This is a genomic window from Singulisphaera rosea (assembly GCF_054877945.1).
Genome location: NZ_JBTYIP020000004.1, coordinates 153,046 through 170,322 on the forward strand (window position 1 = coordinate 153,046; position 17,277 = coordinate 170,322).

Sequence of the window (17,277 nt, forward strand, 5' to 3'; positions counted from 1 at the left end):
ACTCCTTGTGTTGAATCGCCTCGACTCCGATCGGAGAGCCTACCCAGCGTCTCATGACGCCAAGATCAACGCAAGGAATTCCCTTTCATGTCAGTCGGACACCGATTGAATTGACATTTCCGAAACCCGGCGAGACGTTGAGTTGGCCTGCAAGGCTCCTAGCCGGCCCGACCCGGGCAGTCCGCTGCGAGGCGTTGACTGAGACGTATCAACACTCCACGAACGAAGAAAACGCAACGGATCGCCCCCGACCGCGATCAGCCAGGGGGCGGCCGGGACCATGAGCGGCGTCAGGGATCCGACCATGACCGAAACGTGGACTCTTCGCCAGCCGACCGATCCGTCAAGACGCCGAACATCGCTCAGGACCGACCACTCGGCGAGAGCCCCGAGCTATTCTCACGGAGTCGTCAGCCCGAATGGTTTCCTCCCGAAGGCGTGAAGGATGGACCGGCCACTCGGTGGAGTGTATGCAACAGGTTCGGAGACCGAATCCAGAAACTCGGGTCGCGGCGAGGTTGCGAGAAACATCGAGTATAGATTCGGCTCTGATAAATCCTTAGGCGTGGATTGGGCTTGTGGAACGAATGCGGTCGATTCTGAGGACGTCACTGCGGACGTGGGCGCCGTGCCGGAAGTCTTGGCGAAGGGCGTCAACAAATTCACAACACGGAAATAGTTGACTGAGGGGGGAGGGTTCAGAAATCCGCTCGGCGGCGGGAAAGCGTCGTTCGTCCCGGGGTTGATATCCTTGACTTCCGCCGTGCCGGCGACAGTTCCATCGCTCTTCCACAACTCTCGGCCGTGATTGGCCCCCGTCCCACTGTTGGTAGCTGCGAAGAAAAGTCCGGAGTTGAAGTTCGTGAGATCCGCGGGGAACGACCCCAGGTTATTGCTGGCGCCCGTGTTGATCTCCTTGACGAGGACGGTGCCGGCCGTCGTCCCATCGGTCTTCCAGAGCTCGAAATTGTACATTGAGGGAATCCCGGCGTTCTGGGCGGCGCCGAAGAACAGCGTGCTCCCGACGACAGTCAACGAGTAGGGTTGGGAAGAGACGACACCACCCGGGGGAGGTTGCACAACATCAACGTAAATATCCTTGACGAGGACAGTGCCGGAAGCCGTTCCGTCGCTCTTCCAGATTTCGCGTCCATGATCGCGATCGAGCGCCGAGAAGAAGACCGTCCCGCCGAAATTGACCAGTCCCCACGGACTCGAGCCTACATCTGTCTCTCCGGACCGAGGCACGTCGATGTTCTTCACGAGGACGGTGCCGGCGCTCGTCCCGTCGCTTTTCCAGAGCTCCGCGCCGTGGGTACCATCATCCGCCGAGAAATAGTAAGACGACCCGAGTGCCAGATGATCGATCGGCAAAGCATCGTCGATGCCGATCGAATGTGACACGGTCCCGCCTGGGTTGATATCCTTGACGAGGACGGTGCCGGCAGCCGTCCCATTACTCTTCCAAAGTTCTCGACCATGCGTGCCGTCATCCGCCGCGAAGAGCAGGTTCGTTCCGACGATCGTCAGATTGTTGGACGCCGCGGCCACGAACGAGCTCGCCACCCCCGGCGAGATATCTTTGACGAGGACCGTGCCGCCCGCAGTTCCATCGCTCTTCCACAACTCTCGGCCGTTGGTACCGTCCGTCGCCTCGAATACGAGGGTCCCGTTAAAATTGATGAGATTCTGGGGGCTGGAACTGTTCGGACCCGACATTGGTTCTGGATAGATATTCTTTACCAGGACGGTGCCCGCGGCCGTCCCGTCGGTCTTCCAGAGCTCGCGGCCATTGGTGCTGTCCGTCGCGGCGAAATACAACGTCGTCCCGACGATTGCGAAGTCGCTGGGATCGGAGGTGCCACCGGTGTTGATGTCCTTAACCATGACGGTCCCAGCGGCCGTACCGTCGCTCTTCCAAAGCTCTCGACCATTCGTCCCGTCGTCCGCCGAGAAGAACAGGAGATTCTTGTATTCGATGTTCGAGGTCGGGTTCGAGCTCGCCGCCCCCGGGTTTATGTCCTTGACAAGGACAGTACCGGCCGTCGTCCCGTCGGTTTTCCAAAGTTCGCGGCCGTTGGTGCCGTCATTAGACGAGAAGAAGAGAATCTGACTGAGCAACGTCCGATCGTCCAGTATCTCGGCCCGGCCTACGAAGGCCCGTGACATCGTCCGGCGTCGATTCCTGAACACGTTCACGTCAAGATACGAAACCGCATTGGCCCATCGCACGAGCTTTAAGCGCATGTCTTTCTCTCTCGATCGTGTGGAGAAACCCAGATTGGCGACATACGAGGCCAGGTCTCGACCCTGTCCCTCAGCTTGAGGCGCAAAATCTCCAGGACTCGCTCCAGGTAGGACCCCGGAGCGGTGCGAGGAAAGCGACCTCGCACCGAACCACGGGCCTGATCGGCCCGAAGGCTTCAGTCCGCGACTCTCATCGCGTGCGTTCGATTCATGATATGACTGGGCCTGGACCCCGCGAGAGTCAATATCAGGATCAGATTCGCGGCATGCAACAAAAAAACAGAAAAATTAATGCCAAACAAACATAAAGTCTATCGGTGATTCGTTTTCGTGAAATCGACTGATTTGATCCATCGGCCACCGAGTACGTCTGTCCGGCGCTCACCGTCAGACAGACCGCAAAAAAACGTGAGGGCTCGTGTCGCCGATTGTCATCGGGTGACACGAGCACCGACTTTGGCTACTAGAAATTCCGTCACAGGCCCGATTCCGCTCCCCGAGTCACAGCACCGGACCCCGGCACGGATTCTCAGGCAGAGGGCTGCGCCGGCAGATGAGAGCCCACCTCTGTGGAGGGAGAAGCCTCGATCACACGCATGCTCTTCCACTTCCCGGAGCGGAATCTCAAGGTGAAGCAGACGGCCATGGCGAGGATGTAGGCGGTCGCGAAGCCCCAAGCCCAGTTGAGGTTTGCGCCGGCCCGGACGAGCAACGCCGTCGGGACGACCATGATCGGCCAGGCGAGGGCGAAGGTCAGCAACGAGACGAACCGCGTGTCCCCCGCGCCTCGGAGGGCGAAGGAGAACGTCATGTTCACCGAGTCTGCCAGGGAATAGACCGCCGCGCAGGCCAGGAGCGAGGGCACGAGCGCGGCGAGTGCGGCGAACTGCTCGGCGTCGTGGTCCCCTTCAAAGACCCCGACGAGGGTCCCGGGGAAGAGGACGTAGGCCGAGGCCACCAGGCTCATGTACCCGAAGATCCAACGGAGGCCGGTGTAGGCCGACCGCTCGGCCAGGTCCGGTCGATCCGCGCCGAGCCTCTGGCCGACCAGGATCGAGACCGCCTGTGCCAGCCCCATCATCGGCAGGAACGCCACCATGTTCAATCGAACGGTCAGGGTGGTGGCGCCGGCCTGGGCCTCTCCCAACCGCCCCACGAGTTGGACGAAGACGTGGAAGACGAGCACGTCGAGGAAGACCTGCATCCCGGCCGGGCCGCCGTACTTCATCAGCCGAGCGAATAACTCACGCTCCGGCTTCCACCCGCGCACGGTGTTGAACTCGATTCGGTTCTCTCGACTGAGGAAGAGGGCGATCGCGACCGCGGCGGACATCCACGAGCCGGCGACGGTCGCCCAGCCCGCCCCGGCGATCCCGAGTTCGGGGAACCCGAGCCGGCCGAAGATCAAGACGAGGGCCAGCGTGACGTTCGTCGCCGTCCCCGCCGTCTCGATCCCGAGGACGGTCCAGGTCTTTCCCCGACCGGAGAAGAACCCGTTGACCGCCGCCATGATGAGCATCGGCAGGCCCGCGAAACTGAGACAGCGCAGGTAGGTGACCTCGAGCGTCTGGAGCGCCTCGGTGTGTCCCCCGACGGCGATGAGCCACGGGGCGGCCGGGTACATGAGCAGCATGAGTGCCCCGGCCAGGAGCGAGAAGTGGATCCCTTGCCAGACGGCCGGACCGACCCGCTCGAGTCGGCCGGCCCCCGAATACTGGGCCACGAACGTGGAGACATACCCGGCAGTTACCTGGATCAGCCCGAAGACCAGCCAGAACCACATCACCGCGGGGAACGAGGCCGCCATCTCCCTGGAGTCGTGCCACGACAGCAGGATGGTGTCGAGGAAGACCTGGACCGTCATGAACCCCTGGCTCACCACGAGCGGCAGGGCCAGCGCCAGCAACTCTCGGCTGCCGCCAGGCCGAGCCGACCGGGGGCTCGCAGATTCGGTGGTTGTTGTCGGCTCGTCAGTCGCTGATTCGGCCGGTTCTTCCGTGACTGCGCGGATCGTCATCTCGTATCCCTCGACTGGGCCGGACCCTGCTCGACGAACGTACGCCGACGAAGCCCCAGAATCGTTGGAAACCTCGACCTCGGCAAGGACACTCGCGCGTCCCACTTCAGGCATCGCGCGTAAGCCGACGTGATCGTCCCGGCCGTCAGAGGGCCGAAGCCCCCTGAAGGTTCGGTCTCAGGTTTCTGGTCGAGATCGTCGGGGAGCGACTACCGTCCAGGTTGCGTCCCCTCGACTAGCCCAAGCTGCCAGCGAGTGGAACTGCCTCGCGTTCCTGAGGGGAACTCCTTTCGCTGGTGCGACGGGCTCGTACGAGGCCGCTCGGGGATTTAAGGGGAGTTCAACTCGAGTGTCGTCCGCTCCAATCGGGCGAGAGGGTGTCGGGGCTTCGATGATTTTATTAGGCCTAAACTTCTGGGCCCGAGGAGGTCCGACTCCATTAGGGCTCAACTAAGCCGCGACCTTCTTCATCGCATCGGGACACAAAAACTAACGATTCAAGAGATCATGGACTCTGTACCCGGCTGGTCCGATTCGAGGGCCGAGACGTCCACACGGCGACAAGCGAGGAGAGGATGGCGACGCAAGATGCCGCGAAGAGCCGGGCACCGGATGATGTCGAAATCGGACTGCTGGTCAACGCGAGCGGATACAAGACGGCGCCGAGGGCCTCGAAGACGACAGTCCCAATGACTGCCCCCAGGGCACCCCCGAAACAGGCGAGGGCCGCTCGAGAGCCACCGCTCGATCCCAAACCAAAGGCCAGGCCCCCGGCGACCCCCGCCCCCGCCCACATCCCCGCGTGGATCATCAGGGGAAAGAGGAGGTCGTCCCCCAGATGGTTCGGCGATTCCTGGAACACGCGTAAATAGATCGGGATAAGCCCCAAGGAAGCCCCCGCGCAAACCGCTCCGCCCAAGAGCGTGCCGACCACCGCGGCGACGAAGCCCTTTGAGGGCGACCGACGCACGAGCCCGCCGGCGATGCCCAGTGAAAAACCGAGAAACGCCCCGAGAGAACCATACGAAACCGCGGCGGTCTGGAGCAGCGCAACACGTTTCTGTCGACCGACCTCGGCAGTCGACTTGAGCGCGTTCGACATCAGTTCCTTCGACATGTCGAAGGAGGGAGCGAAGTAATCCTCCGCCCATTCCCCCATTCCCCAGGACGCCAATCCCGCGAGGCCACCGGCGATCAGTACGATCGGGATGATAAACGCGAGGGACAGAAACCCCGCACCGCCGGGGGACGATGCGGCCGACGATTCGTGCGAATCCGACGAGAGGGTTGCGTTTGGTTTCGAGCCGCTCACGGACATGGAGACCTCCCCGGTCGGCGCGCAGCGGGAGGGCGACCGGGGCGGAGTCACGCCCAGACCGGTCGCACGACGCCAGCCGCACACGATAGAATTAATTGTGTATCGAAGAATGCCCGCTAGAGATCCGAACGAATCGACTGGATATATCGGGAGAGGCCGTCGCTCGCGAGGAAATTCGCCCTCGAAATCCGCAGGCCTCCCTAACATGCAAGCATTCGCCTGCGTATCCATTGGCTCGGCCAATCGTCCGGATTCGGGATTATAGCGAGAATATTATAGCAGTCTGCCAGATTTTTTCTTGACAGAGCATAAGGTCCGTGGAAAGAATCATCGATCGTCTTTCATGTATTCTTCGAATCAATTCGTATGACTCAGCCATTCGGCTAGGCCGGCGTCGATCCCTCGCGAGGTTGGATCGACCCGAGGCTCCGAATACGTGCGGACATTGCTCGGCGGTCGACTAAGCAGGGCTCCTTTCGGCGTCGCTCTCCCCGTCGACGTTCCGATCCCGTTGCGCGCCTCCGCCGATCGATTATGGCCCGCCGCCACGGTGGCGACGGGCCGGTGACCCGATGGAGGGCTTCGAATTCGCTAGTCTTAATAACTCGGTTTTTTCAACGGTGAATTTCTAAAGGTTTCACTCATGACTTCATCTCGTCGATTTGCGGGGTTGGCCCTCGCGTTCGTGATCGTTTGTTCGCTGGCGGGTTGCGGCGAGGGGCCTAACGACGGGGGCGTGTCGCAAACGAAGGGGACCGCGGCGGCGGATGCGCCGAAGAGCCAGGCCGATTTCTTCAAGCAACAGCAGGCCAAGCTCCCCACGCCCAAGTCGAAGACGAAACGGGGAAAGAACGGCCGGGAGTCCCAGGGGGCTCGCTCCGGCCCGTCGAAGAGTGTCGTCGCCTCGGCCTCGGGCCGGTAGACGATCGCTCGTCAATGTTTACGATCCATCCTCTCTCACTCGGTCCACACTTCCTGCGGAGATCGAATCTTATGTCTTTTAAACGACGCGGGTTCACTCTGATCGAGTTGCTGGTCGTCATTGCGATCATCGCAGTGCTGATCGCCCTTCTCCTCCCCGCCGTCCAGGCGGCGCGTGAAGCGGCGCGGCGCATCCAGTGCACCAACAACCTGAAGCAACTCGGGTTGGGCGTGCACAATTACATCAGTCAGAACAACGCCATGCCCCCGGTCATGGTCATGTACGGCCCTCCGGCCGGTGGCGGCGCGAACACGGGCCAGGGCCATTCCATCCACGCGCGGTTGCTGCCGTTCCTCGAGCAAAACGCGATCTACAACGCCATCAACTTCATGCACAGTGAGCGTTGGGGCGGCCCGGGCGGCGACATCATGAATGGCTACCTCGGGTCGACCGCCGACGGCGACCTCTGGGGCCTTCAGAACGCCTCCGCGACGTGCAATCAGATCAATGCATTCCTCTGTCCTTCCGACATCGGCCAGGCCAACTTGACCGGCATGAAGTTCACCGCATCAGACACTCTCCACATCATCGGCCAGCTCAACTATCCCTTCAACGCCGGCCCGAATCCGTATACCGGCGCAACGGGCGGCTCGGTCCGTGGCCCCGGATATTGGCCGGGTTGGAAACAGTTGCAGGGCACCGGAGAGTTGAGCGCGATCCAGGCCGAGGCGACCGTCACGATCTCATCGTTCGTGGACGGTACCAGCAACACCGTCGTGTTCAGCGAATGGCTCAAGGGGGACGGACTTGATCCGGCGGTGTCCAAGGACGGCCTCGGCCAGGTGTACACATCAGGCGCAAGCGGAGACGTGAGGGCGGACGCGTTCGCAGGCACGGTCACTAACGACAGGTCCCAGGCTCAGGCGTGTGATCAAGGGACCAAACACAACTGGACATGGAAAGGCGACTGGTGGATTTCGGGACAGTCGGCCACCTACTCGCACACCCAGACTCCGAACCGGAAATCGTGCTATTACGCGAATGTCGGCCAGCCAAACTCGTCGGCGATCAACAACATCGCGGCGTCGTCGAGCCACCCGGGCGGCGTGAACACGGCCTTCGCGGACGGCTCGGTGAAGTTCATCAAGTCGACCGTTAGCTACACGACCTGGCAGGCCCTCGCAACCCCCTCGGGCGGCGAGGTCATCAGCGCCGATTCCTATTGATAATTAGGGCGGCGTTTCCGTAAAACCGATGGACGTCAATGTCGCGGGGGTCGTGCGTCGGATCGGTCGGGTGTCATCCCTCCGGTCGTCGCGCGCCCCCCTGTCCCTGTCAGAGTCGGGCCGTGGGCGAAGGTGACACTCGATGGCGACCAAGCTCTCCCGCTCGACCAATCGGCCGAGCCCCGCGCCGCCGGCCCCCGTCCGCAAGCCCGCAAGGCGAGCGTGGGCCTTCGGCTTGTTCGCCACGTCCCTGGCCCTCGTCCTCATCCCCGTCGCCTGGTGGCAGGCCGATCCTCAGGGTCTCCGGATCGCCGAGGCCGACTTCGCACGCGGCGAATCTTCCAAAGCCCTCCGCAAAGCCCTTAAGCACCTCAACTCTCACAGATTGGGCGTGGGTCGTGCGTCGCTGATCGCGGCCAAGAGCCTCAGCCGGCTCGACCAGCCCGATCGGGCCGAGTCGTATTATCAGCGAGCGGGGAGTCTGTCGCTCGAGGATCGACACATTCGTGCGTATGCGATCGTCCGGGCGAACCAACGAACCAGGGCCATCGCGACCTATCGCGAAATCCTCGTCGATTTCCCCAACGACGTCCTGGCCCTCCGACGACTGGCCGGCGTCCACATGTCGAACACCGAATATATTGAGGCGATGGAGATCGCCGAACGCCTGATGAAGCTCCCGGACGGACGAACCATCGGTCACACGCTCTCGGGCTTGATCTATCATCGAACCGGGTACACCGACCAGTCTGTCGCCCAGTTCCAGCGTGTCCTCGAGCTGGACCCCTTGCTGAAGGCGATGCCGCTCGACCCCTCTTGGCAATTCTGGGCGTACCTGGCCGAAGACCTCCTCTCTCTCGGCCGATCATCCGAGGCGCGGATCTATCTGGAGGATGCCCTCGAGTCTCTGCCCGACGCAAGGCTGGCAGGGCTCCTGGGCCGTGCGTATCATCAGGAAGGGGACCTGGCGGCGGCCGAGCGTACCTGGCGAACGGCTAAGGAGTGGGATCCCGAACTGGCCGGCCCCTGGCTGGAGCTCGGGAAGCTCGCCCTGAATCAGGATCGGCCCGCCGAGGCGCTCGAGCTCCTCGAACACGCCGAGGCGCTCAAGCCGGGCTCGCCGATGACGGCCTACAGCCTGAGCCTCGCGCATCGACGTCTCGGGCACACGCCGGAGGCCGAGCGCTTCGCCGCCAGGGCCGACGAGCTGCGACGTCGCGCTCGGGCGCCCCTCAAAGGCATGGCCCCTTCACCGAGCTATCCGGAATGACTCTCATGGATGCCGAGGTCACAGCACCCCGGACCCCGGTCCGTCTCGCAGCCCTCACCGTCTTGCTCGCCCTCATCGGCTCGCCCGGTTGCCGCCCCACTCCGCCGACGCTCGCCAAGGAGGCGAGCCTTGTCAAAGCCGCTAGGCCCGCGAAGGATCCGACGGATCTCGGTGACGCCTCGCGTTCCTCCGATGCCGAGGCCTCGGACACGATCCGTTTTCGGGATGTGAGCGATAGGAGCGGAATCGACTTCGTCCTTTTCAGCGGGAATAGCCCGGAGAAAGTCTATCCGACGGCCAACGGGAGCGGGCTCGCCTTGCTCGATTACGACGGCGACGGCCACCTTGACGTCTATCTCGCCACCCTCCGGAACCTCCCCATGGAGGCCCCGAATCGCTCGGGAGGGAACCGACTCTATCGAGGCCGTTCGGATGGCACATTCGAAGATGTGACCACGAAAGCCGGGGTCGGATTCCACGGCTTCAACCACGGCGTCGTCGCCGGGGACGTCGACGGGAACGGCTGGACCGACCTCTACCTCACGAACCTCGGCAAGAACGTCCTCTATCTGAACCAGGGGGACGGGACGTTCCGCGACGCGAGCGCCGGTTCCGGAGCCGATAACTTCTGCCCCTGGTCGTCGGGCGCGGCGATGTTCGACTACGACCTCGACGGCGACCTCGACCTCTACGTCACTAGCTATGGCACCTGGCCGGAGGGGACGTCGACGGCCTTCGCCGAGATCCAGAACAAGGGGATCCGGACGTATGCCTCCCCCAACGCCGTCACCCCGACACGTCACTTCTTGCTCCGGAACCGAGGGAATGCCACCTTCGAGGACGTGACGGAGAAGGCCGGCATCCTCCGGAAGGACGGCCGGGGCCTCGGCGTTGTGGCCGCCGACCTCGACCATGACGGCAAGACCGACCTCTACGTTGCCAACGACATGAGCCCCCACTTCCTCTTCTTCAATCGGGGCGACGGCACCTTCGAGGACGCCACGGACTCCTCCGGCGCGGCCCTCAGCGAGGCCGGCTTCGCGCAGGCCGGGATGGGCGTCGACGCCGAGGATGTCGACGGGGACGGCCGCCCCGACCTCTTCGTGACCCACTTTCGTGAAGACTATAACACTCTTTATCAGAACCTGGGGAACCACCTCTTCCGGGACGTGAGCGCCCGGGCCGGCATCATCAAGGACAGCATGCCCGACGTCGGCTGGGGCTGCTCCCTCGCCGACTTCGATAACGACGGCCACCCGGACATGATGGTCGTCAACGGACACGTCGACGACAACCTCTCGGCGGTCACCGGCCTCGACATCCCGCAGGCTGAGCTCCCGAAGATCTGGCGGAACCGGGGCGACGGGCATTTCAACATCGTCCGGGCCGCGGGGCCGAATTTCCCAGGCGCGGGCCCATTCTTCGAGACGCTGCACGTCGCCCGAGGGGCCGCCTTCGGCGACCTCGACGACGACGGGGATATCGACGCGATCGTCACCCTGATGGATTCGCGGCCCGCGGTGCTGCTCAACGAATCCGATCGACATCCCTGGATCCGGCTCGACCTCCGAACCGGCCCATCCCATCGGCCCGCGATCGGCGCCACCGTCTCGGTCCACGCCGGTGGCCGGGTCATCCATCGGCTACTCAAGGGAGGGGGATCCTACCTCTCCTCGAACGACCCCCGGATCCTCGTAGGGCTGGGCTCGGCCACCGAGGTCGATCGGGTGGAAATCCTCTGGCCGGGGGGAAAGCGATCGACCCTGGAAAAACCGGCTGTCGGCAGGACCCACCGGGTTGACGACCCGAGCATGATCACGCCCGCCGCAGGGACCAAACCATGAGACTTCGTACCGGTGTCGTCGTCGGGTCGGTGGTCATCCTCTCGGTCGGGACGCTCGGGACGGCCTGGTCCCGGCTCGCGCCAATGCCGGATCTCGACCTGGCTGTCGCGATGGCCCAGGCGAATCGGTTCGACGAGGCGGAGGCGATCGCCCGCGACTACCTCCGCCGCGACCCGTCGGACGCGAGAGCCCAAATGCTCACCGCCCAGTTCGCGATCGAGCGCCCCTACCTTCCCGCCAACCCGGACGAGCTCCTCGACCCGGCCCCGGCACTTCGGGCACTCGAACATCTTCAACACATCAAGACCGACCTACCCAGACTCCAGGCCACGGCCGCCCTCTATCGCGGCAAGGCGCAATACCGCCTCGGGCGACTTGTCGATGCCGAGGCCTCCTGGGAGGAAGCTCTCCGGCTCAATCCGCAGATCCAGGAGGCGGGCTGGCACTTGCTCGAGCTCTACTACCTGCAAGGCCGCATCGAAGCCTCCCGGCGGCTCGCCTTGAAGATGCACCAGATCGAGCCCGACCCGCACGACCGGGTGCAGTACCTCCTCGAAATCCTCCGACAGGAGGCCCAGCCCCCGGCCCCAGAATCCCTCCTGGGTGTCTTCGGGCCCATCGTGAGGGCGAATCCCAAGGATTTCCGCGCGCTCGTGACGCTTGGGCTGGCCTTCGAGCGTTCCGGGCGGATCGACTCGGGTCTCGAGCAAGTGCGACAGGCCGTTCGCGTCGCGCCGGAGCAACCAGACGCCTGGGAGGCCTGGTTGACGCTCCTGGAAGAGGCGGGACAGATTGATAACCTGGAACGGGCCCTGGAACGGTTGCCGAATGACCTCTCCGGCTCCCCTCGTTTCGCTCGGTTCTCGGCGAAGGTCGCGCAAGAACGAAACGACCGGGAGGCGGCCGTCGCGGGCTATCGCCGGGCCGTGGACGCTTCGTCCGGGGACCGGACCCTCGCCTTCCGACTGATCCGAGCCCTCTCCGCCGCGGGCCTCGCCGACGAGGCCAATCGACTCGACCGCTCTTTGAGTGCAAGGCAAGAGGCCGTGGCCGAAATCCTGCCGCTCTACCAAGAGCTGAATGGGATCTCGACGATCGGGAAGACCCCCGCCCCCGACCTCTACAAACGCGCGGGGAATCTCCGCGAGCGGATGGGACTGCGGGATGAGGCCCTCGCGTGGTATCGCCTCGCCTTGAAGGATCGCCCCGACGACGCCGAAACGCTGGCGGCCGTCGAACGACTGTCCCACGCATCCCCGTCTGTGGCCGAAGAAAGGCCGCCCGAACTCAGCTCTTCCCGTCGAGGCTCCGCGCCTTCGGCCGAAGCCTCCTCACGGTGAGCCGATCAGAGCGAGGAGAACGACTCCTCCACCTCTTCGCCATCGACTTTGGCATGGATCATCCCCTGGATGCCCCTCGAATAGGGGCCCGGTTCGGAGACGAAACGATTCGGGTCCTTGGCGTCCGGTGCGAGCGTCACCGACTTCGCCTTCTCCGTCGTCCCGATCTTGAAAACCACGTCGGTGGGGGCCGGGGTCATTGGAGTCGACGCATCGTTTCGATAGAAGTAGGCCACGATGCTCACCGGCCGATTCTTCAATTTCGGCCCCTGCGTCGGCGAGGGATTTTCCGTCTTGATCGCGACATAACCGCGGTCCCTCGGAAGGCGAACCATCGCGCCCCCGTTCGGAGGAGGCTTGAGATTCAGGTTGGAGGGATTGGGGCCGCAACCCAACGTCGCGATGAGCACGACCGGAAGCAGTGAAGAAGAGATCGCACGCATCAGGGGAGTCACTCCGCGATAGGGAAAGGCCGGGGGATGCTCCCCCGGCCTACGCCGTCCCATCATAAGGCGATTCGAGACCAACGAAATCGAAACGGAAAGACCCTCTCCCGGGCGGGGGAGGGTTCGATCGGACGTCCAGAATCCTGGGACGTGGCGAGCATTGTCGTCACGTCGGCTCGCGACTCGATCAATAAGAATCGGCGCTGATGACCTCGCCGTTGGCTCGAGTGCCGAGTGCCCACCAGGTCTGCCGGTTCACGGAGTCTTTGATGAACCGCACGCTGCCGTCGGCAAAGACCGCATTGACGCCGCCGGGGTGCATGCTACTGGCCGGGAGGGAGTTGCTGCCGTTGTCGCTCTGGCTGGGGTTGCCTTGCCCTCGGCAGACGTTGAAGGGATAGGTCTTGTCGTTCGGGGTCTGGGCGACGTTGAACGCCGAGCCTTCCGAGAACGAGGCCCAGCGATAGCCGCGGTGGCTCGTGATGAGGACGGAGCCCGGGTTGCTCATCTCCGCCGCACACGCCTGGAGGCTGGCCGTGATCCCCTGCATGTTGGCCTGGCTCGAGGTGAAGTCGTCGACCTCGAACTTGGCCGCGGCCACGACGACGCCATTGCCCCGATAGTGGCTGCCGGGGCTCGTGCTGCCGATCCCGCGGCCGTGGTTGCTCTCGTTCCCCTTGTTGTCACCGACGAGCGCCTCGGAGAAGAGCAGGGTCGACGACGTGCCGTCGGTGTTATTCCGGATGCCGTAGCTGATCCAAACCGCGAACATCCCGGTGCTGCCGTTACCGTCGGCATTCTGCATGTTGCCCGAACCGTTGCTCGGACCGCTCGGCCAGTCGGTCGTCGTCCCGTAGCAGGAGTGGTAATTGTTGATGTTCATCTGGCCGACGTTCGGATCAGACGGGCACATGTACGTCTTGATGACGGTGCCGACGACGGTGGCGTTCTCGGGCGCCGGGGTCGCGTCGTGGATCTCTTCGGCCATGCTGAAGTTGATCGCATTGTACAGCGGCGCCTGTTCGACGAACGGGAGCGTGGTGCTCAAGGCGCTCCAGCCCCGCCAGTCGGCATAGCCCGGGCAGGTCGAGGAGGGGTCGGAGTTGCAATTCTTCGCGGCACCCATCGGGAAGACATCATAAGTACTGTGGTAGTTGTGCATCGCCAACCCGATCTGCTTCAGGTTGTTCGTGCACTGCATCCGGCGGGCCGCCTCACGTGCCGACTGGACGGCGGGAAGCAGCAGGGCAATCAGGACGGCGATGATCGCAATTACGACGAGAAGCTCGATCAGGGTGAAACCTTGACGCACGGACGACTTCATGTTGGGCCTCGGGCCTAGTTGTGAGAATCTCGCCCCTTGGGAAATAGGCGCAGAGCGAACACCAACGAGCCAGCTCGTTCCCTGGGGGGAATTCTCAGCACGGTGAAGGCTTCGGCCGGCCGATTGGAGATTCTCGCCCCTCACACCGAGGGCGAAATCCACGCGCCGACGAGCCAGCTCGTTCCCTGGGGGGGAAATCCTCAGCACAGGCGAAACATCGGCCCACGCGGCCCAGCCCCCTCTAACGTTGGGGGGTCCAGGATCGTTGCGTCGGCCCGTTTCCACCCGGCTAGGAGCACAAGGAGCACCTAGTATAGCGGCCGTCGGTGAAAGGCTCGTGTAGATTCGTCGATGACCACGAAAAATCTACCGGAGGCAATGATAGCATTCAACCATGCTCGATTCTTCCTATAATTGCCGCGAACATCTTTCTCTTAAGAATTTCGTCGAGACCTTGTGGCCCTGAAATCACGTCGTCAATATTTTATTGAATCGAAATCAATGCCCGATCCGGGTCGGAGTCGAGTAGGCCGACGGCCAACGCCCCCATGAGATTCGAATGTGACGACGGGACCGGTAAGGGAGAGCTCGCCGCCCCTGACGGATGAGGGGCGGCGGGTGGAGTCGAGGGCGCCAAGTGACCGCGGGTTAATCGAGTTGGGTTCCGAACCCAGTGATCTTGTTCGCCTTGTCGAACTGGCAGACGACGAGGAGGCTGTAATCGTGATAGCTCACGCGATAGCGATACTCGCGTCGGTCACCCTGGGAGTTGCGTTCGACGAGGGTGACGGACGCGATCGGCCCGGGCCAGCGTAGATCGTCTCCCGGAGGAGACTCGACCACACGTTTCCTGAGATCCGCGGCGAACAGGTCCAGGTCCACCTTCCCGCCGACCCAGCCGTCGACCAGCGTCTTGACTTTCGAGGTGACTTCCGGCTCTCGGTCCGGGATTGGGGCCAAGACCGGGGGTTTCAACTCGGGGATGTAGAACCCGGCCAGGTTGAACGCAATCTTTTCGGTGTCGGCGCGCTCGGTATTGACCATGACAATGACGGTCAGCCGGTCGTCGACGAATCGCTGGTACTGGGTCAGGAAGCCGGGGAGGTGGCCGTTGTGGCTCACTCGCTTATGGCCTTTCCACGGGGAGAGGCTCCACCCGAGGCCATAGGGAAGGTCCGTCCCGTCCTTCAACTTCGTCGGTGTCCACATCTGCTCACGACTTGACTTGGAGAGGATTGCGTCCGAGTCGAGGAGCGCGTCCCACTTCGCCATGTCGAGGACCGTGGAGAGAAAAGCCCCGCTCGGTCGGACCGCGACCCAGTCTTCCGCATTCTTGAGCGAACCGCTCTTCGATGAATAGCCTCGGGCCCGTTGCGGCACGATCTCCGTCGTGGTCGTGGTGCGGGTGGAAGTCATCCCGGCGGGGGTGAAGAGACGGTCCCGAATAAACTCGTCCCAGGGCCGACCGCTCGCCTTGCGGATGACCTCGCCGAGCGCGAAGTACGCCGCGTTCGAGTACCTCATCTTCTCCCCGGGCGGGAAGAGGAGCGGACGATCGTACCCGGAGCGGACGACTTCGGCGTCGGGTTTGAGCTTGTATGGCTCGAACCCGGGAAGGTCCTCGTCGAGCCCCGACGTGTGGTTCAGGAGAGTTCGGACGGTCATCCCTTCCCAGGCCTTCGGGATGCCTTCCAGATAGAGTCCAACCTTGTCGTCGAGGCTGAGTTTCCCGTCCTGGACGAGGAGCATGACCGCGGCAGCAACAATCGGCTTGCTGACCGAGGCGATCTTGTAGCGTGTTTCCGGCGTTGCCGGCGTGTTCGTCTCGACGTTGGCCAGGCCGTAACCCTCGGCCTTGAGGAGCCTGCCATCACGGACCACTGCGAGCGAGAGCCCCGGGATCCGGTGGCGCTTCATCTGCCCTTTAATGTAGTCGTCGATCGGGTCGGGCCCTTTGGGAACACCGACGGGGGCCGCGTTCGGCCCGGCCGAAGGCGACGAGCCCTGGGCCAGTGCAAGCGGAGATAGAAACATCATCGCGAGGAACCAAGCTCGAAGTCTCACGTTGTCCCCCATGGTTCGACCTTCCCCATCCACGAGAACACGCGGTTTCGATCGACCGATCAAACCCAAATATTTGCGGTCTCGGAACCGTGACCACGGGGCCAAGCGCCGACAGGGTTCGTCGCACGACCCGGCGCCGGGGTCACATGACAACACCTCGAAAATCCCGAGACTTGAACACAAAATAATCTCATGTCGGTCCCGAATCCGGCCCTCTCGCTCCGGCGCATCTCGCCAGAAGTGTCAGGATAGGGGCGGGGAGTCGAATCGTTCTAGTCGGGCTCCAACTTCGCTTGGCACGTCTTTAGCGCGCACGGAAGTGGCGACGGAATTCGCCGGGCGTCATCCGCATCTGGAGCCGGAACGTCCTGGTGAAGTGGCTCTGGTCCGAGAACCCTGCGGCGAGTGCGATCTCGATGAGAGGGGTGCTCGTGGTCGCGAGCTTCTGGCAGGCGAACTCGACCCGAAGTCTGCGGAGATACTCGCCCGGCGTGCAACCGTAGTAGCGACGGAACGTGCGGGCGAGGTGGACGGGGTGGATGCCGATCGCGGTCGCAATCTCGTCGAACGAGACCATCTCCGCGAATCGGTCATGGAGCAAGTCTCGGGCGCCGCGGAGCCAGCGAGGGGGCGTCTTGTCGCCGGGAGGGACGGTCACACGCGACGCCTCGGCGAAGATCTCGAGGGCCAGCCCTTCGAGGGCCAAGGGAGAGGCACCATCAGCGCGACAATACTCGCGGTAGAGCCGGGCCGCGAGCCAAGGTGCCACGCCTCCCGGGAGTTCGGCCGGGCCATCGAGGGTCGGCGCGTGTTCGCGGATTGCCTCGGCCCTGACGCCGGAGAGGTCGACGTGGAAGACCCGCCCTCCGGACTCATCCCAGCGGTTGGAGTGCGGCTCGCCGGCCGGATGGAACGCCAAGGTCGAGGACGACCGGACCCGCGTCTCGCGCCCGTAGACCTCTTCGCAGACGCCCTCGATCATGAAGTGGAGGAACGCATCCTCGTGGGCGTGGCGCGGGAGGTAGAGCTCCGACCCCGCGGAATAAACCGACTCGGCGAACGTGAGGCCCCCGACCTCGATCTTCTTCTGCGTACGCCCGAAGAAGGTGCCCGGGGAGAGCTTGGCCGACATGGCGATCCGAGGTGGAAAAAGGCCGATCGAAACCGATCCGTCCCCGGCCGAGGAGGCCTTGGATCGGCAACCTCTCGGGGTCCGACGAGGCCTTTATCCTAACGAACCGGCGAACCTCGGGACAACC

General features: G+C 63.3%; 12 protein-coding genes. 5 read left to right on the forward strand and 7 right to left on the reverse strand.

The genetic code is table 11. The features are described 5' to 3' along the window. Window positions 1-399 precede the first annotated feature (399 nt). The 3 genes from ACYOEI_RS09735 to ACYOEI_RS09745 all read right to left on the reverse strand — a co-directional run bounded on the left by ACYOEI_RS09735 (window position 400) and on the right by ACYOEI_RS09745 (window position 5,582). On the reverse strand, window positions 400-2,121 hold the full coding sequence (locus ACYOEI_RS09735; RefSeq protein WP_462849235.1) for an ELWxxDGT repeat protein: 1,722 nt from the start codon (window positions 2,119-2,121) through the stop codon (window positions 400-402). A gap of 655 nt (window positions 2,122-2,776) precedes the next feature. After that, on the reverse strand, window positions 2,777-4,264 hold the full coding sequence (locus tag ACYOEI_RS09740) for an MATE family efflux transporter (protein ID WP_462849236.1): 1,488 nt from the start codon (window positions 4,262-4,264) through the stop codon (window positions 2,777-2,779). A gap of 505 nt (window positions 4,265-4,769) precedes the next feature. Further along, complete coding sequence (locus ACYOEI_RS09745; RefSeq protein WP_462849238.1) at window positions 4,770-5,582, reverse strand: hypothetical protein; 813 nt, start codon at window positions 5,580-5,582, stop codon at window positions 4,770-4,772. A gap of 643 nt (window positions 5,583-6,225) precedes the next feature. Between ACYOEI_RS09745 and ACYOEI_RS09750 the strand changes: the two genes are divergently transcribed. The 5 genes from ACYOEI_RS09750 (at window position 6,226) to ACYOEI_RS09770 (ending at window position 12,184) form a co-directional block, all read left to right on the forward strand. Continuing rightward, the gene (locus ACYOEI_RS09750) at window positions 6,226-6,504 is read left to right on the forward strand and encodes a hypothetical protein (RefSeq protein WP_462849239.1); all 279 of its coding nucleotides are present in this window, start codon (window positions 6,226-6,228) and stop codon (window positions 6,502-6,504) included. 71 nt (window positions 6,505-6,575) lie between these two features. Continuing rightward, window positions 6,576-7,730: a DUF1559 family PulG-like putative transporter gene (locus tag ACYOEI_RS09755; RefSeq protein ID WP_462849240.1), complete on the forward strand. Its 1,155-nt coding sequence runs from the start codon at window positions 6,576-6,578 to the stop codon at window positions 7,728-7,730. A 142-nt stretch (window positions 7,731-7,872) separates the two neighbouring features. Then, window positions 7,873-9,000, forward strand: a complete 1,128-nt coding sequence (locus ACYOEI_RS09760; protein WP_462849241.1) for a tetratricopeptide repeat protein — start codon at window positions 7,873-7,875, stop codon at window positions 8,998-9,000. Continuing rightward, window positions 8,997-10,844 carry a CRTAC1 family protein gene (locus ACYOEI_RS09765; protein ID WP_462849242.1) on the forward strand — a complete coding sequence of 616 codons (1,848 nt, stop codon included), beginning with the start codon at window positions 8,997-8,999 and terminating at the stop codon, window positions 10,842-10,844. Before ACYOEI_RS09760 ends, ACYOEI_RS09765 begins: the two co-directional genes overlap by 4 nt. After that, entirely contained in the window at window positions 10,841-12,184 is a 1,344-nt protein-coding gene (locus ACYOEI_RS09770) for a tetratricopeptide repeat protein (protein WP_462849243.1), read from the forward strand. Before ACYOEI_RS09765 ends, ACYOEI_RS09770 begins: the two co-directional genes overlap by 4 nt. A 5-nt stretch (window positions 12,185-12,189) precedes the next feature. Here the strand turns inward: ACYOEI_RS09770 and ACYOEI_RS09775 are convergent, their stop codons facing one another. The 4 genes from ACYOEI_RS09775 to ACYOEI_RS09790 form a co-directional block, all read right to left on the reverse strand. Further along, window positions 12,190-12,627, reverse strand: coding sequence for a hypothetical protein (locus tag ACYOEI_RS09775; protein WP_462849244.1), 438 nt, complete (start codon window positions 12,625-12,627; stop codon window positions 12,190-12,192). Window positions 12,628-12,817: 190 nt separating this feature from the next. After that, complete coding sequence (locus tag ACYOEI_RS09780) at window positions 12,818-13,954, reverse strand: DUF1559 family PulG-like putative transporter (protein WP_462849245.1); 1,137 nt, start codon at window positions 13,952-13,954, stop codon at window positions 12,818-12,820. Window positions 13,955-14,602: 648 nt separating this feature from the next. Beyond that, the gene (locus tag ACYOEI_RS09785) at window positions 14,603-16,018 is read right to left on the reverse strand and encodes a serine hydrolase domain-containing protein (protein ID WP_462849246.1); all 1,416 of its coding nucleotides are present in this window, start codon (window positions 16,016-16,018) and stop codon (window positions 14,603-14,605) included. A 304-nt stretch (window positions 16,019-16,322) separates the two neighbouring features. After that, the gene (locus ACYOEI_RS09790) at window positions 16,323-17,150 is read right to left on the reverse strand and encodes a helix-turn-helix domain-containing protein (RefSeq protein ID WP_462849247.1); all 828 of its coding nucleotides are present in this window, start codon (window positions 17,148-17,150) and stop codon (window positions 16,323-16,325) included. Between the last annotated feature and the right edge of the window lie 127 nt (window positions 17,151-17,277).